The organism is Flavobacterium sp. CYK-55 (genome assembly GCF_018413465.1).
Taxonomy (GTDB): domain Bacteria; phylum Bacteroidota; class Bacteroidia; order Flavobacteriales; family Flavobacteriaceae; genus Flavobacterium.
Window position 1 is genome coordinate 43,385 of record NZ_JAHCDK010000012.1, and the last position, 15,850, is coordinate 59,234.

The 15,850-nt window shown below is 43.4% G+C and carries 13 protein-coding genes; 12 read left to right on the top strand and 1 reads right to left on the bottom strand.

The window, feature by feature from the left end; all coding sequences use genetic code 11:
* Nucleotides 1-26 precede the first annotated feature (26 nt).
* Nucleotides 27-881, bottom strand: a complete 855-nt coding sequence (locus KIH23_RS11905; protein WP_213213718.1) for a T9SS type A sorting domain-containing protein — start codon at nucleotides 879-881, stop codon at nucleotides 27-29.
* A gap of 172 nt (nucleotides 882-1,053) precedes the next feature.
* Between KIH23_RS11905 and KIH23_RS11910 the strand changes: the two genes are divergently transcribed.
* The 12 genes from KIH23_RS11910 to KIH23_RS11965 all read left to right on the top strand — a co-directional run bounded on the left by KIH23_RS11910 (nucleotide 1,054) and on the right by KIH23_RS11965 (nucleotide 15,840).
* On the top strand, nucleotides 1,054-2,469 hold the full coding sequence (locus tag KIH23_RS11910; protein WP_213213719.1) for an MBL fold metallo-hydrolase: 1,416 nt from the start codon (nucleotides 1,054-1,056) through the stop codon (nucleotides 2,467-2,469).
* A gap of 45 nt (nucleotides 2,470-2,514) precedes the next feature.
* A complete protein-coding gene (locus KIH23_RS11915; protein ID WP_213213720.1) occupies nucleotides 2,515-2,835 on the top strand; it encodes a rhodanese-like domain-containing protein in 321 nt (106 codons plus the stop codon).
* Between the two features lie 7 nt (nucleotides 2,836-2,842).
* A complete protein-coding gene (locus tag KIH23_RS11920) occupies nucleotides 2,843-3,049 on the top strand; it encodes a DUF2892 domain-containing protein (RefSeq protein WP_213213721.1) in 207 nt (68 codons plus the stop codon).
* A gap of 29 nt (nucleotides 3,050-3,078) precedes the next feature.
* Nucleotides 3,079-3,381 carry a thioredoxin gene (trxA, locus tag KIH23_RS11925; RefSeq protein ID WP_213213722.1) on the top strand — a complete coding sequence of 101 codons (303 nt, stop codon included), beginning with the start codon at nucleotides 3,079-3,081 and terminating at the stop codon, nucleotides 3,379-3,381.
* Between the two features lie 69 nt (nucleotides 3,382-3,450).
* Complete coding sequence (locus KIH23_RS11930) at nucleotides 3,451-3,645, top strand: hypothetical protein (protein WP_213213723.1); 195 nt, start codon at nucleotides 3,451-3,453, stop codon at nucleotides 3,643-3,645.
* A gap of 47 nt (nucleotides 3,646-3,692) precedes the next feature.
* A complete protein-coding gene (locus KIH23_RS11935) occupies nucleotides 3,693-4,082 on the top strand; it encodes a hypothetical protein (RefSeq protein ID WP_213213724.1) in 390 nt (129 codons plus the stop codon).
* A gap of 90 nt (nucleotides 4,083-4,172) precedes the next feature.
* Nucleotides 4,173-8,525 carry a CusA/CzcA family heavy metal efflux RND transporter gene (locus KIH23_RS11940; RefSeq protein ID WP_213213725.1) on the top strand — a complete coding sequence of 1,451 codons (4,353 nt, stop codon included), beginning with the start codon at nucleotides 4,173-4,175 and terminating at the stop codon, nucleotides 8,523-8,525.
* A 7-nt stretch (nucleotides 8,526-8,532) separates the two neighbouring features.
* Entirely contained in the window at nucleotides 8,533-9,663 is a 1,131-nt protein-coding gene (locus KIH23_RS11945; RefSeq protein ID WP_213213726.1) for an efflux RND transporter periplasmic adaptor subunit, read from the top strand.
* Between the two features lie 124 nt (nucleotides 9,664-9,787).
* On the top strand, nucleotides 9,788-11,098 hold the full coding sequence (locus KIH23_RS11950; RefSeq protein WP_213213727.1) for a TolC family protein: 1,311 nt from the start codon (nucleotides 9,788-9,790) through the stop codon (nucleotides 11,096-11,098).
* Nucleotides 11,099-11,100: 2 nt separating this feature from the next.
* Nucleotides 11,101-12,183: an efflux RND transporter periplasmic adaptor subunit gene (locus tag KIH23_RS11955; protein ID WP_213213728.1), complete on the top strand. Its 1,083-nt coding sequence runs from the start codon at nucleotides 11,101-11,103 to the stop codon at nucleotides 12,181-12,183.
* Between the two features lie 132 nt (nucleotides 12,184-12,315).
* Complete coding sequence (locus tag KIH23_RS11960) at nucleotides 12,316-15,510, top strand: efflux RND transporter permease subunit (RefSeq protein WP_213213729.1); 3,195 nt, start codon at nucleotides 12,316-12,318, stop codon at nucleotides 15,508-15,510.
* Nucleotides 15,511-15,522: 12 nt separating this feature from the next.
* On the top strand, nucleotides 15,523-15,840 hold the full coding sequence (locus KIH23_RS11965; RefSeq protein ID WP_213213730.1) for a hypothetical protein: 318 nt from the start codon (nucleotides 15,523-15,525) through the stop codon (nucleotides 15,838-15,840).
* The last annotated feature ends 10 nt before the right edge of the window (nucleotides 15,841-15,850 follow it).

Sequence of the window (15,850 nt, forward strand, 5' to 3'; positions counted from 1 at the left end):
GAGATGCTGAGCTTTTTAATAGCAATTTAATATTGTACGACAATTTTTTTGCGCGCAAGCAACTGTTGACCACTTGTTATTTGTACAAGATAAACCCCAGCCTGCCATTGATTATTGTTGATGACTATTTCACGGCCTTGAAGTTGATTCATCTCTTGGATTAATTGTCCGATTGAATTAAATATTTCAATCGTAACATCTTGAAAATCAAAATCCGTAGTCAAAGTACATGAACGGCTAAACGGATTCGGCACAAAACTAAGTTCAGTATAGTTAAAATCGCCTGTGCTCAACATAGAACAATCGGTGGCAGTTGGCTGCCCATTGGCTAGTGCAAAATTATAAACATTGATGCCATTTTGAGCGCTACAAGTCAAATAAACATAAGGATCAGACGGTAATTCATAAGTAGGCTTAAGTGGATGACGACTGTTACCAACCCCTTCCACCCAAGTCTCACTAGGCGCTATATCATTATAGAGATAGATAGACTTTCGGGTTCCGCCATTCACAGGAATTGTATTCACAGTTACTGAATAGGTAAATCCGTTGACCAAAGTTATAGATGAACCATTGGTTAGGCTAAAATCATACAGCAATTGATCTGTATTGTTCACGCGTCTGTATACTTTTTTAGCCGATACATCTTCGCGCAAATACACATCGGTATTGCTGTATGTATCAGTTATTTTTTTGTACGTAAATGATCCAATGGTAACATCAACACCGGAGTTGATCACTCTGTTTTGCTGTCCGCCAAAAGTAGCAATAGCAATGTTCCATGACGGGTTGTTGTTGAGCATCGAAACATACGGTTGCCCCATAAGACTTTGCGCAAATAAACACAGCACAATGGCTTGTTTGAATAGATTGGTTTTCATAGTAATTTGTTTAGTTGTTTATCGTAAATATAATTATTGTTTTTTGAGCAGCAAACAATTGTACCACAATACTCAGTCTCCATGCACTCAACCACTCCCCAATGTGACAAAAGTCATAGTTTACCCAAAATCAAGGTTTTAGTTTTGGCCTATAATTCAAAAAACACCAACCATGAAAATAGAACAAATTTATACCGGCTGTATCGCACATGCGGCTTATTATATTGAATGCAACGGCGAGGCTGCGATTGTAGATCCGCTCAGAGAAGTGGAACCTTATCTCAACAGAGCGCAAAAAGACAAGGCCCAAATTAAGTATGTTTTTGAAACACATTTTCATGCTGATTTTGTGTCGGGTCATTTAGATTTAGCCAAAAAAACAGGGGCACAAATTGTTTATGGCCCAACGGCCCAACCGGGTTTTGATGCTTTGGTAGCAACCGATGGTCAAGAATTTAAAGTGGGTAATTGCACCATTAAAGCCATACACACTCCGGGTCATACTTTAGAAAGCACTTGCTATTTGGTAACCGATGCACAGGGAACGCCGCAAGGATTAATCACCGGAGACACTTTGTTTATTGGTGATGTGGGCCGACCTGATTTGGCGCAACACGTCATTGCCGATCTAACCCAAGACAAACTCGCGCGCATGTTGTACCATTCATTGAGAGATAAAATTATGCCGCTTTCAGATGACATCATCGTTTATCCGAACCACGGAGCCGGCAGTGCTTGCGGCAAAATGATGAGCAAAGAAACCACCGATACTTTGGGCAATCAAAAGAAAACCAATTATGCTTTGAATCCAGAACTAACTGAAGATGACTTTGTCAAAGCTTTACTCACAGGGCTTACCACACCTCCGGGTTATTTTCCGAAAAACGTTTTGATGAATCTTCAAGGTTACGAATCATTAGATGTGATATTAGACCGTGCACAACAACCGCTTTCAGCCGATGAATTTGGCCATAAAGCTTTGCACGAACACGCCATTATGCTCGATGTGCGCGCTGCGGGTGATTTTGCCAACGGATTTATTCCGGGCAGCATCAATATTGGTATGGATGGTAATTTTGCGATGTGGGTGGGCGAAATGATTGCCGATATCAAACAACCCATTTTACTCATTGCCGATCCGGGCAAAGAAGTTGAAGCGCTCATTAGGTTATCACGTGTGGGCTATGACCAAACCATTGGTTATTTAGACGGTGGTTTTGAAAGTTGGAAAAAATCAGGAAAACCTATTGAAACCATTGAGCGCATAACCGCTGAAGAACTTAAAAGTCAATTGTCAACCCACGCCATGCCCGTGATTGATGTGCGCAAAAAATCAGAATTTGATTCTGAACATATGGTGGGCGCGGTGAATATCCCGATGAATGAGCTGTACAAGCGTTTGGATGAAATCCCGAAAGACCAGCCATTTATCTTGCATTGTGCCGGTGGATACCGCAGTATGATAGCCGCATCCATCCTCAAACAACTGGGCTGGAATAACTTTACTGATGTAGTCGGAGGTTTTTCTGAAATAAAAAGAACGCAACTTCCGGTAACTGAATATGTTTGCCCGAGCACTTTGTTGTAACGCAAGAATTATTTTGATTAAATTCAACTTTTTAAAGTCAACACTTTGGAAAAACTCAGAATCTTATATGCTGGCAACAGTACCGATAAAATTACCCAAGCCATTGATGGTGGCGCTTGCTTGCTCGATGTGCGCGCTAAATCTGAATACAACAACGGCCATGTGCGCGGATCGGTTAACATTCCGCTGGATGATTTAACCTCGAGCTTGCCTGAATTAAACCCCGAGCAACCCATTGTTGTATATTGCCGCAGCGGAATGCGCAGTGCTCAAGCCAAACGAACATTAGAGAAAAATGGCTTTGAACTGGTTATCAACGGAGGAAATTGGGAACACATCAACAGAATTGTACAATCACTAAAATAACATAATTATGAAACCAAACATGGGAAAAACCGACCGCGCTTTGCGCTTTATTGTTGCCGTTGTTATTGGCATTTTGTATATGAACCACACCATCAGCGGAATGCTAGCGGGCATTTTGGGCTTATTGGCTGTGGTATTTGTATTGACCGGTTTGATTAAGTTTTGTCCGTTGTATTTGCCTTTTGGTATCGATACGCGTGAAGACAAAAAGTAATTTTACAATACATTCAAATCAATACGGCCATGAATGCATCTTTTCAGTCACTTATCGAAAGTGAAAAGCCTGTTTTGGTTGATTTTTTTGCCACGTGGTGCGGACCGTGTCAGATGCTCTCGCCTACACTCAAACAAGTCAAAGATCAATTGGGTGAACGCGTTTCGATTATTAAAATTGATGTCGATAAAAATCCTGAAATTGCCGAATCGTACCGTGTGCGTGGCGTGCCTACGATGATGCTTTTTCAAGAAGGTGTTCAGCTCTGGCGACAATCAGGCGTTTTATCTAAAGACGAAATTGTCAATATAATCTTAGAAAAATCTAAATAATGTTAAACAAAGCTGATTGTTTGACAAAAAGTAATATTTTTGGAATCATTATCAACTAAAATTAATCCCATGAAAAAATCAATTGCTTTGCTCGTAATGAGCGCATTTTTCTTCGGAAATACTGTAAACGCTCAAGAAGTTGCCAAACAAGAGCAAAAAGCTAAAACCGAAAAATCTTGTTCAAAAGAAGAAAAAAAATCTTGCCACGGTGAGAAAAAAGGCGGATGTTGTGCAGCAAAAAAAGCAGCAGCTACAAAGTCATAAATAAAGAACAGTAGAGTGTCTGAATCAGGCACTCTATTTTTTATCTGATGAAATCTCCTATAGCTACAATATTTCTGATGGCCTATTTGTTTACTTCGGTACACTTAGGCGAATTGCTCAAGTTGCCCATGTTGGCAGAACACTTCATTGAGCATCAACAAGCCAAACCTCAGATTAGTTTGTGGGATTTTTTGTGTCAACATTACGCTCATGGCGAAGTTATAGATAGCGATTTTGACAAAGACATGAAGTTGCCTTTTAAATCGCACGGAGGTTGCAGCTGTTCGGTGTTATCGTATTTTGAGCCGATTCCTCATTTTAATTTGTTTCGATTAGACTCGTTCCCAACCGGGCAAAACGAGAAAAACTTTGGCTATCAAAGCCATTTTATTCCTAAATTTTCACATTCTATCTGGCAACCGCCTAAAATAGCTTAATTGTTTCTTTGTTTTTAGTAACCAAACTGTCCCTTTTTTAAGCGGTAAACAGTGGGTTTATATTTTATTCTATCCACAAAAAATACAATTATGCTCAATAAAATCATCGAGTTTTCCGTACGGAATAAACTCATCATTGGTCTGATGCTCCTAGCTTTAATTGGCTACGGAAGCTACCAGGCCACCCAACTGCCTATTGATGCCGTTCCGGACATCACCAACAATCAGGTTCAGGTCATTACTATTGCACCTTCATTTGGGGCAACCGATATTGAACGTTTGGTGACTTTTCCGATCGAACAAGCCAACAGCAATATTCCCGGAACGATAGAAATCAGAAGCTTTTCGCGATTTGGATTGTCTCTAGTGACCATCGTCTTTGACGATGATACTGATGTATACTGGGCGCGTCAGCAAGTAGCCGAACGTTTGCAAAAAGTACAAACCGAAATTCCTGCCGGCATCGGAACACCTGAATTAGGCCCAGTATCGAGTGGTTTGGGCGAGATTTATCAGTATGTGGTTCGCCCGCAAAAAGGCTTTGAAAGTCAATACGATGCTACGGAATTGCGCACCCTACAAGACTGGGTGGTGCGTCGTCAATTATTGGGTGTTCAAGGCGTGGCTGAAGTCAGCAGTTTTGGCGGTAAACTCAAACAATACGAAATTGCCTTAAACCCGAACAAACTCAACGCTATGGGGCTCACTATCGCCGATGTATTCAGCGCTGTTGAAGCCAACAACCAAAACACCGGAGGGGCTTATATTGAAAAAGGCGGAACTTCTTTATTTATTCGCAGTGAAGGGCTCTTGGGCTCAATGGATGACATCAACAACATCCGCATCACGCCTGGTTCGGGTAAAAGCCCCGTCTTTTTGCGCGATGTAGCCGAAGTGCGCATCGGTCATGCCACGCGTTACGGAGCCATGACCTATAACGATCAAGGCGAAGTATCGGGGGCTGTGGTGATGATGCTCAAAGGCGCCAACAGCAGTCAGGTAATTAAAAACGTCAAAGAACGCATTGCGCAAATTCAGAAAACCTTACCCAAAGGCGTCGTAATTGAACCTTTCTTAGATAGAACCAAAATGGTTAACAACGCCATTGGCACCGTTGAGAAAAACTTGCTCGAAGGCGCGCTGATTGTAGTATTTGTACTGGTTATGTTTTTGGGGAATTTCAGAGCCGGTTTATTGGTAGCCTCGGTGATTCCGCTCGCGATGTTGTTTGCCATCATCATGATGAACCTTTTTGGCGTGAGTGGCAACCTCATGAGTTTGGGCGCGCTTGATTTTGGTTTGATTGTAGACGGAGCCGTGATTATTGTTGAGGCCGTAATGCATCAACTCACCCACAGTAAAAAGTTTACACACATCAACCAACTCAGTCAAGACCAAATGGATGCTGAGGTAAAAACTTCAGCCGGCAAAATGATGAACAGCGCCGTGTTTGGGCAAATCATTATTCTCATTGTGTACTTACCCATCTTTACCTTGGAAGGCATTGAAGGAAAAATGTTTATTCCGATGGCACAAACCGTTGCCTTTGCTTTATTGGGCGCTTTTATTTTGTCGTTGACCTATATTCCGATGATGAGTTCGGTGTTTTTGAGCAAGAAAATTCAGCACGAGCCCAACAAATCTGACTTGGTAATGGCCAAAATTGAAAGACGTTACCAACATTATTTGCAAAAAGCCTTGAATCATCCCAAAGCTATTTTGGCTACCGTCATCGGGATGTTTGTTATGGCTGTGGCTATTTTGAGTATGCTGGGCGGAGAATTTATTCCGGCACTTGAAGAAGGTGATTTTGCGGTTGATACACGTGTGCTCACGGGCAGTAATTTGACCACTACGGTTGAGAGTACACAAAAGGCAGCGCATATTTTAAAATCGCGATTTCCTGAAGTTGAAAAAGTCGTGACCAAAATTGGCAGCGGTGAAGTTCCCACCGATCCGATGCCTATGGAAGCCAGTGATATGATGGTGATTCTCAAAGACAAATCTGAATGGACCTCAGCCAAAACATTTAATGAACTCAGCGAAAAAATGGGGCAAGCGCTCACCGAAGTTCCGGGCATTACGGCTGGGTTTCAGTATCCGGTGCAAATGCGTTTTAACGAACTCATGACCGGCGCTCGACAAGATGTGGTGTGCAAAATCTTTGGCGAAAACCTCGACACTCTTGCGGTTTATGCACAAAAACTCGGCAAAATTGTCGGTACGGTTGAAGGTGCACAAAACCTATATGTTGAACCCGTAACGGGAATGCCGCAGATTATTATTGAATATAACCGCAGCACCATCGCGCAGTACGGTTTATCGGTAGAAGAAATCAACCGCGCAGTTCATACCGCTTTTGCCGGACAAAGCACCGGACTGGTCTTTGAAGGCGAAAAACGATTTGATCTGGTGGTACGATTGGGCGACGAACAACGTCAAAACCTTGAAGATGTTCAGAATTTACTCATTGCTACGGCTTCAGGCACGCAGATTCCGCTGTCGCAGTTGGCACAAGTAAGCATCAAAAACGGACCGAATCAGATTCAGCGTGAAGATGCCAAACGACGCATTATTGTGGGTTTTAATGTGCGCGGTCGCGATGTTCAAAGTATAGTAAATGAATTGCAAACCAAAGTCGAAAAGAAACTGGCGCTCCCTGCGGGTTATTACGTTACCTATGGCGGTGCATTTGAAAACCTCAACAAAGCCAAAGCCCGATTGATGATAGCCGTTCCGGTATCGCTCATATTGATTTTCTTGTTGTTGTTTTTTGCATTTAAATCAGTGCGTCAAGGTTTGCTGATTTATTCGGCCATTCCGCTTTCGGCCATAGGCGGTATCTTCTTTTTGGCCCTGCGCGGCATGCCGTTTAGCATCAGTGCCGGCGTTGGCTTTATTGCACTTTTTGGCGTAGCAGTACTCAACGGAATTGTACTGATTGCAGAGTTTAATCAACTAAAATCTGAAGGAATGAAGGACTTACACCGCATTGTTTTAATGGGCACCAAAGTGCGATTGCGCCCGGTGTTGATGACTGCTTTTGTAGCCTCGTTGGGCTTTTTGCCGATGGCGCTCAGCAACGGAGCCGGAGCCGAAGTACAACGTCCGCTGGCCACCGTGGTTATTGGCGGACTCATGATTGCCACCTTTTTAACCCTATTTGTTTTGCCGATTTTGTATGTGTTGTTTGAAGGCAAAACCACTAAAAACACTTCGACAAAAGGAATAGCAACTGTCGTATTGTGGATGCTTTTAATTCCGAACCTCAGCATGGCACAAACAAAAACTTTAAACTGGGAACAAGCCCTGCAAACCGCGCTCAAAAAAAATAAAAACCTACAGCAAGACCGACTGCGGGTGCAATATCATGAAAAACTGAGTAAATCGGCCACCAATCTGTCACCTACCAACATCAATGCTGAATACGGACAAATCAACAGTTACTACAACGACAATCGTTTGAGCATAGCGCAGTCGTTGAGTTTTCCTACGGTGTATCATCGTCAGAAAAAGTACTTTAAAGAAGTGACCAAATCAGCTGCTATTAAAGTAAAAGCGCGCGAGTCGCAACTTAAAAAAGAGGTTACCGATACTTATTACGGTTGGCTTTTTTGGCTAGAAAAAGAAAAGTTGCTCATGAAAAGCGATACTATTTTTGCCGAATTCCAGCGCAAATCAGAGCTGCGCTTTAAAAAAGGCGAAAGCAATATACTCGAGCAAGCCACCGCACAAACCCAACGCGGTGCTATACAGATGCAATTGGCCGAAGTTCGTCGCGAAAAAAATCGAATGCTTCAAGAGTTTTCTTGGCTTATGGGCAACGATACGCTCTACAGTCCGAAGCCTATTGCGGTAAAATTACCGGCACCGATGGCCCAAGATAGTTTGGGTTGGCAACAACACACCGAGGTGCAATGGGCTGCACAACAAAAAGCCATTGAGCAAGCAGCTACCCGACTTGAAAAATCAAAACTTTTGCCAGAGCTTACCGTAGGCTACAACAGCATGACCATGCAAGGAACAGGCTCAAACAATGTGCTGTACAACAGCAGCACACGCTTTCAGTCAGGGCAAATCGGTTTGGGCATTCCGCTGTTGGGTGGCGCACAACGGGCCCGAATATCGGCTTCAAAAGTGCAACAACAACTTGCCGAGAACCAATATGAAAATGAAAAATTACTTTGGCGCAAACAATGGAAAAACGCACAAACAGATTTTTCAACCGCACAAGCACAAATAAGTTATTACGAAAATACCGCGCTTAAAAGTGCCGCGCAAATGACCCAAACGGCCGACCTGCAATTTTTGGGTGGTGAGATTAACTACCTGCAATGGGTACAAATCATGCATCAGAGCATTGCCATTCAGAGTGATTACCTTGATGCCGTGATGCAATTTAACTTAGCAATTAGCCAACTCAATTACCTCAATTCTAAATAAATTCAACATGAAAAAAATAACCTTATATACAACGCTCGTTTTTGTTTTGGCGGCTTGTCAAAAAAAAGAAAGCACCCCAACAACTCAGGCCACTGCCGAAAACTTAATAACACTCACCCAGGCACAATACCTAAATGCTGGCTTGCAAACAACCAGCGCTGAGTACCGCAACATGACCTCTACCCTACGCGTCAACGGAATCATTGATGTACCACCGCAAAACATGGTTTCGGTGAGTATGCCTTTGGGCGGTTACCTCAAAAGCACAAGATTGTTGCCGGGCATGCACATTGTTAAAGGCGAAGTCATTGCTACCTTAGAAGACCAGCAATACATCAACTTGCAGCAAGATTATCTGGCTACACGTGCCAAATTGGTTTATGCACAAAAAGAATACGAACGCCAACGTGATTTAAACAAAAGTCAAGCGAGCAGTGATAAAGTGTTTCAAATGGCCGAAGCCGAATATCAAAACCTGCGCATCGCTTTGAGCGCTTTGACTGAAAAACTCAAACTCATCTCAATTAACCCCAGTAAACTCAGCGAAGGCAACATCTCAAAAAGCATTAACATTTATGCGCCCATTTCTGGCTTTGTCTCAAAAGTTAATGTCAATATCGGCAAGTATGTCAACCCGACCGATGTGTTGTTTGAACTCGTGAATCCGGATGATATTCACTTAAACTTAAAGATTTTTGAAAAAGATGTGATGCGTTTATCGGTAGGGCAAAAACTGTTTGCGTTTACCAACAGTCAGCCCGATCAAAAACATCCGTGTGAGATTATCTTAATCAGCAAAGATTTATCTACCGAAGACCATACCGTTGAAGTGCATTGTCATTTTAACGATTATGACAAAACCTTGTTACCGGGCATGTATATGAATGCCGAAATTGAACTCAAGAACAACAAAGCGCTGGCCTTACCCGAAGAAGCTGTGGTGAATTTTGAAGGCAAAGATTACCTGGTTATGGTTCAAGATCAGCTGCATTATATATTGCAACCCGTTACCATTTCCATTCAGTCTGAAGGATTTGTAAGCATAGCCCAACCCGAACTCATTGAAAACAAAAAAATCGTGACCAAAGGCGCTTATACCCTACTGATGCAACTCAAGAACAAAGCTGAAGAAGAATAAAATCTAGCACTAAACTAAAGACAAGCGCGCTCAAAAGGCGTGCTTTTTTTGTGTTGTGACTTTAGTTACTGACCGACTGCTCACGCGAAAATATCTTTGCCTTGTTATTTTTTAATTCATCTATATGAACCATTATACAAGGTTATTTTCTTTGGTGCTTATGAGCATCAGTTCAGCTTGGGCTCAAGACACTTTGCGCATTTCTAAAAATGAACTACAGCAAAAAGTCATCGAGCAAAATTGGCAACTCAAAATAACAAACCAAGCAGTTGCATCGGCTCGTGCTGATTATCGTCAAACCAATGCGGTTTTTTTGCCATCGGTATCGGCTTCGTATACCGGAATTTCAACGACAAATCCGCTGATGGCTTTTGGCTCAAAACTCAATCAAGAAATTTTAACCGCGGCTGACTTTAATCCGGCTTTGCTCAACGACCCGAAAAAAACCAAAAACTTCGCTACGAAATTTGAAGTATTGCAACCACTCATCAATGCCGATGGATGGATCGCTCGCGGGGCCGCCAAAACCAAAATGCAAGCCTATCAATTACAATCTGAGCGTACCGCCGAATATCTGAAACTTGAAGTGAACAAAGCTTATATGCAATTGCAATTGGCCTACAAAGCTTTAGCGGTAATCAAAAAAGCACAAGCTACGGCACAAGCCAATTTAAAACTCATCGAAAATTACTTCAAGCAAGGCATGGTGCAAAAAACCGATGTGTTGTTGGTTCAGGTGCGTGTGGGCGAAATTCAGAATCAAGCGCAATACGCTTTGAGCAACGTGCAAAATGCTTCAGACTATTTGCATTTTTTACTCGGTGAAACCCAAGACAAAAAAGTGTATCAACCTACAGAAAATTTGGTCTATGAGCCGCAAATGAATACGGTTTCAGGCACGATATCTGAACAGCGAAAAGACATTCAAGCCATGATGAAAACCTCAGAAGCCTACCAAAAAATGTCGGTATCTGACCAAATGGGATATTTGCCTCGATTGAATGCTTTTGGCAGCTACGAATTATACGACACTGCATTTTTAGGAACCGCAGCCAAAGGCTATACGGTGGGCGCGCAACTTTCGTGGAATGTTTTTGACGGCTATAAAACCATTGGTAAAGCGCAAAAATCAAAGGCTGAATACCAAAAAGCCAACACCGAACTCGAACAATACAAAGCCCAAAGCCAATTGGAACTCAACAAAACACTGCGCCAATTAACCGACGCGCAAAACAAAGTCAACCTATCGCGTTTGGCACTCGAACAATCACAAGAAGCCTACAGAATCAGACAAAACCGATTTGCCCAAGGCTTAGAGAAAACCACAGATTTATTGGCCTCAGAAACCCAACAACTGCAAAAAGAACTCGAGTTGGATCAAGCCGTATTTGAATATCAATTAACACAAACCTATCTTCAATTTTTAACAAACTAATCATGAAAAAAATCACCTCGATGATAACCCTTGCCACTTTGATTTTGTTGGTGGCTTGCTCAGGAAAAACCGAAAAAACTGCATCATCTGCTGCTGCGGTTTCTGTACAAACGGCCATCGTTGGCCAAGATCAAAACGCTGCTGTGGTTTCGGTAAGCGGAAAAATTGAAGCCGCCAACAGTGCCAACATCAGCACACGCATGATGGGCTATGTAACGCAACTGGCAGTAAAAATGGGTCAAAAAGTGCAACAAGGACAATTGTTGGTCAGCATTAACAACACCGACATTCAAGCCAAAAAAGCCCAAACCGATGCCGGTATACTACAAGCAAAGGCCGCGTATAACAACGCCAAAAAAGACTATGACCGATTTAAAAATCTGTTTGAACAACAGAGTGCTACCCAAAAAGAACTCGACGATATGACCGCGCGCCTATCCATTGCACAAGCAGCTTTAGAAGGCGCCCAACAAATGCGCAATGAAGTAATGGCACAATTGGCCTATGCCAACGTGAGAGCTCCGTTTTCGGGGGTGATTACCGGAACTTTTGTCAAAGAAGGCGATATGGCCAATCCGGGTATGCCGCTCGTGAGTTTGGAAGGCGGAACGCAATGGCAAGCGGTTGCAATGGTTCCGGAGAGTCAAATTTCTGGTATTAAGTCAGGAATGAAAGCCAGCATATTGGTCAAATCAATCGGGAAAACCTTAGCCGGAACCGTCACCGAAGTAAGTGCCTCAGCACAAAACACCGGCGGGCAATATTTGGTTAAAGTAAGCTTAGAGCATCCGGACCCAAAAGTGCTTTCGGGTATGTTTGTGCGCGTTGACTTGGCTACCGGCAACCAAACGCCAAAACAAAACAACACCAACGGCATCAGTATATTGAGCCAAGCTTTGGTTCATTCGGGCCAATTGAGTGGTGTTTATGTAGTAAGCCCAGAACATAAAGCCTTGTTGCGCTGGCTGCGCTTAGGTAAAACCACAGGCAACCAAACCGAAGTTTTATCGGGTTTGACCAGCGGTGAAACCTATGTGGTTTCGGCCAGTGGAAAGCTCTATAACGGGGTTTTGGTACAACCTTAATTTTTAATCACAACCATACTGATTCATGGATAACGGTTGCGTGAAGGATGGCAGCGAAAAGCCCGCAGAGTAACGAGGACTTGTAGCGTACAGCCTGACCCGTAGGGGCACGCCCAAAAAAAAGATATAATTATGCAAGAAGGTATTTCAGGTAAAATAGCCCACTTTTTTATTCACTCAAAACTCACGGTTTTGCTCATGGTGGCGCTGATGATCATTGGGGTGTATAGTTCGTTTTTGATTCCGCGCGAAGAAGAGCCGCAGATTAACGTGCCTATGGCCGATGTGCTCATTGGTTATCCGGGCGCTGCCCCAAGTGAAGTAGAAAGCCGCGTGGTAAAACCGCTCGAGAAAGTGATTTCAAACATCAAAGGTGTTGAACACGTGCACAGTATGGCCATGAATGGTCAGGCGATGTTGGTGGTGCAGTTTTTTGTAGGACAAGATGTAGAGCGTTCGTATGTAAAACTATACGACGAACTCAGCAAACATCAAGATATGTTTCCGGCCGGGGTGATGAAACCCATGGTCAAAACCCGAACCATTGACGATGTGCCGATGCTCGGGATTACGCTTTGGAGCGAAAAATACGATGGGTACCAACTCAGACAATTGGCTGAAGAAGTAACCTCAGAGATTGAGAAAGTAAAAGATGTAGCCATTACCAAAGAAATTGGCGGACAAACTCGCGCGCTCAAGGTGGTTTTAGACAAAGACAAAATGGCCGAGAACGGTGTGGATGCACTGGGTATTCTGCAAATGATTCAGGCCAACAACACCCAAGCACAATCGGGTAGTTTTGTACACAACGATCGCGAGTATTTAATGACCACAGGTTCGTTTTTGGAATCTGCCGAAGACGTTGAAAACTTGGTGGTGGGCGTGTATAAAAATAGACCGGTGTATTTAAAACAAGTGGCTCAAGTAGTAGATGGTCCGGCCACTGCAAGCCAATATGTATCGTTTGGTTATGGCCAAGCGAATGCAAAATACGCACAGCACAAATCAGAATATCCGGCGGTAACTATATCGGTCGGTAAAGTCAAAGGTGCCGATGCGATGAAAATTTCTGAAAAAATCATACATCATTTAGACGCGCTCAAAAAGAATTTGATTCCGGCGGATGTGCATGTTGAAGTAACGCGCAACTACGGTGAAACAGCCTCTGACAAAGTAGGTGAACTGCTCATGCACTTGGGTATTGCCATTATAGCCGTCACGGTTTTGGTGATGCTGGCCATGGGCTGGCGCGGTGGTTTGGTGGTGTTTTTCTCAGTGCCGCTGACCTTTGCTTTGACTTTGTTTGCTTATTATTTGTTGGGTTACACCCTAAACAGAATCACTCTTTTTGCCCTGGTATTTGTGGTGGGTATTGTGGTAGACGACAGTATTATTATTGCCGAAAACATGCACCGCCATTTTAAAATGAAGCGACTGCCATTTGGCCAAGCGGCGATTTACGCCATCAATGAAGTTGGCAACCCAACCATTTTGGCCACCTTTACGGTAATTGCCGCTATTTTGCCGATGGCTTTTGTGTCGGGGATGATGGGGCCTTATATGAGTCCGATGCCCATTGGCGCTTCAATTGCCATGATGCTCTCACTGTTTGTGGCCTTGACTGTAACACCTTATTTGGGCTATCATTTACTGCAAGAAAAAGACGAGCAAGAACACAAAGAACATGAGGGTTTAGAAACGAGTTTTATTTATAAAATATACCGCAAGCTCGAGCAACCTTTGCTGGATAATTCTAAAAAAAGACGATGGATGTTGGGCGCAACGGTGTTGTTGTTATTCGGCTCAATAGCCATGTTCTTCGGGAAACAAGTGGTGGTAAAAATGCTACCGTTTGACAACAAAAATGAGTTTCAAGTGGTGATTGATATGCCCGAAGGAACCACGCTCGAACGAACCGCAGCGGTCACCCAAGAAATTGCTCAGTATTTATCAGAACAGCCCGAAGTGGTCAACTATCAGAACTATGTGGGCACTTCGGCACCGATTACTTTTAACGGCTTGGTGCGGCATTATGACTTGCGAGGCGGCAGCAATATGGCCGATATTCAGGTAAACTTATTGCACAAAGAAGACCGCAACTTGCAAAGTCACGACATAGCCAAACGCATCCGCGGAGCCATTCAAAAAATTGGGCATCGCTATGGCGCCAATGTAAAAGTGATTGAAGTTCCGCCGGGACCGCCGGTTTTATCGACTTTGGTGGCTGAAATTTACGGCCCTGATTACAAACAACAAATTCAAGTGGCGCAGCAAGTCAAAGATATCTTGCACCAAACACCTGATATTGTTGATATTGATTGGATGACCGAAGACGCACAAACCGAATATAAGTTTGAAGTTGACAAAGAAAAAGCCATGCTCAACGGCATTGCGCCCGCACAAGTGGTGGGTAATTTGACTTATTTGCTCAAAGAATATCCGGTGAGCGATTTGCACGATGCGCGCTCAAATGATCCGGTGGGAATTGTGCTTTCATTGCATGATGCCGATAAAACCTCATTGGATGACATCAAGAATCTTAAAATTAAAGGCGCACAAGGACAAATAGTTTCGGTGGGCGATTTGGTTCAGGTAAAAACCGATACACTCGCCAAAACCATATATCGCAAAGACCAAAAACGCGTGGTCTATGTAACGGCTGACATGGCCGGAGCCTTAGAGAGCCCGGTGTATGCCATCTTGGGCATGAACGAAAAACTGCAAAAAATCAAATTGCCCGCCGGATACAAAATCAATGAATTGTATATGGAACAACCCAACGACGAGACTGATTTTACCGTAAAATGGGATGGTGAATGGCAAATTACGCTAGAAGTTTTCCGCGATTTGGGCGCAGCCTTTTTGGTGGTCATCATCATTATTTATATGCTCATTGTGGGCTGGTTCCAGAATTTTAAAACCCCGATGGTCATGATGATGGCAATTCCGCTTTCGCTTGTTGGCATTGTGCTCGGGCACTGGTTGCTGGGCGCGTTCTTTACGGCCACTTCGTTTATTGGCATGATTGCCTTGGCTGGTGTGATGGTGCGCAACTCGGTTTTGCTCATTGACTTTATTGAAATCAGGCTCAACGAAGGCATTCCGCTCAAGCAAGCCATCATTGAGGCCGGAGCGGTGCGTACTACTCCTATTCTACTCACCACCGGTGCCGTGGTTATTGGCGCATCGATTATTTTGTTTGACCCAATTTTTCAAGGATTGGCCATCTCGCTAGTAGCCGGCGCCATTGTATCAACTCTACTTACACTGATAGTTGTACCGCTGATTTATTACATCACCGAAAGAAAAAAATGGGAAAAATCATAAAACCTAAAAATCATGAAACTACTCATCATAACGGCCTCTAAAGGCTTTGACAAAAACATCGTCCGCATGCTCAAAACAGCCGGCGTCAAACATTTCTCGTTTCAGGATGTCAACGGTTATCAAGACAACGCTGACCAAAATTTGAACGACCATTGGTTTGCTACTGAAGCCACCGTGACAGAATCAGTACTGTATTACGCTTTTGTGTCTGAAGAAAACACCAACCAACTGCTGGCCGAAGTTGATCAATTCAACGCCGTGCAAAATGTACAATCGCATATACATGCAGCGGTGGTAGCCATTGAGAAAATGAACAACCTTAACCTTTAAAAACTTGAAT

What these genes read in the sequence shown, in the direction of transcription:
- KIH23_RS11905 (WP_213213718.1), bottom strand. Translation starts at nt 881, where the DNA reads ATGAAAACCAATCTATTCAAACAAGCCATTGTGCTGTGTTTATTTGCG.
- KIH23_RS11910 (WP_213213719.1), top strand. Translation starts at nt 1,054, where the DNA reads ATGAAAATAGAACAAATTTATACCGGCTGTATCGCACATGCGGCTTAT.
- KIH23_RS11920 (WP_213213721.1), top strand. Translation starts at nt 2,843, where the DNA reads ATGAAACCAAACATGGGAAAAACCGACCGCGCTTTGCGCTTTATTGTT.
- trxA (WP_213213722.1), top strand. Translation starts at nt 3,079, where the DNA reads ATGAATGCATCTTTTCAGTCACTTATCGAAAGTGAAAAGCCTGTTTTG.
- KIH23_RS11930 (WP_213213723.1), top strand. Translation starts at nt 3,451, where the DNA reads ATGAAAAAATCAATTGCTTTGCTCGTAATGAGCGCATTTTTCTTCGGA.
- KIH23_RS11935 (WP_213213724.1), top strand. Translation starts at nt 3,693, where the DNA reads ATGAAATCTCCTATAGCTACAATATTTCTGATGGCCTATTTGTTTACT.
- KIH23_RS11940 (WP_213213725.1), top strand. Translation starts at nt 4,173, where the DNA reads ATGCTCAATAAAATCATCGAGTTTTCCGTACGGAATAAACTCATCATT.
- KIH23_RS11945 (WP_213213726.1), top strand. Translation starts at nt 8,533, where the DNA reads ATGAAAAAAATAACCTTATATACAACGCTCGTTTTTGTTTTGGCGGCT.
- KIH23_RS11950 (WP_213213727.1), top strand. Translation starts at nt 9,788, where the DNA reads ATGAACCATTATACAAGGTTATTTTCTTTGGTGCTTATGAGCATCAGT.
- KIH23_RS11955 (WP_213213728.1), top strand. Translation starts at nt 11,101, where the DNA reads ATGAAAAAAATCACCTCGATGATAACCCTTGCCACTTTGATTTTGTTG.
- KIH23_RS11960 (WP_213213729.1), top strand. Translation starts at nt 12,316, where the DNA reads ATGCAAGAAGGTATTTCAGGTAAAATAGCCCACTTTTTTATTCACTCA.
- KIH23_RS11965 (WP_213213730.1), top strand. Translation starts at nt 15,523, where the DNA reads ATGAAACTACTCATCATAACGGCCTCTAAAGGCTTTGACAAAAACATC.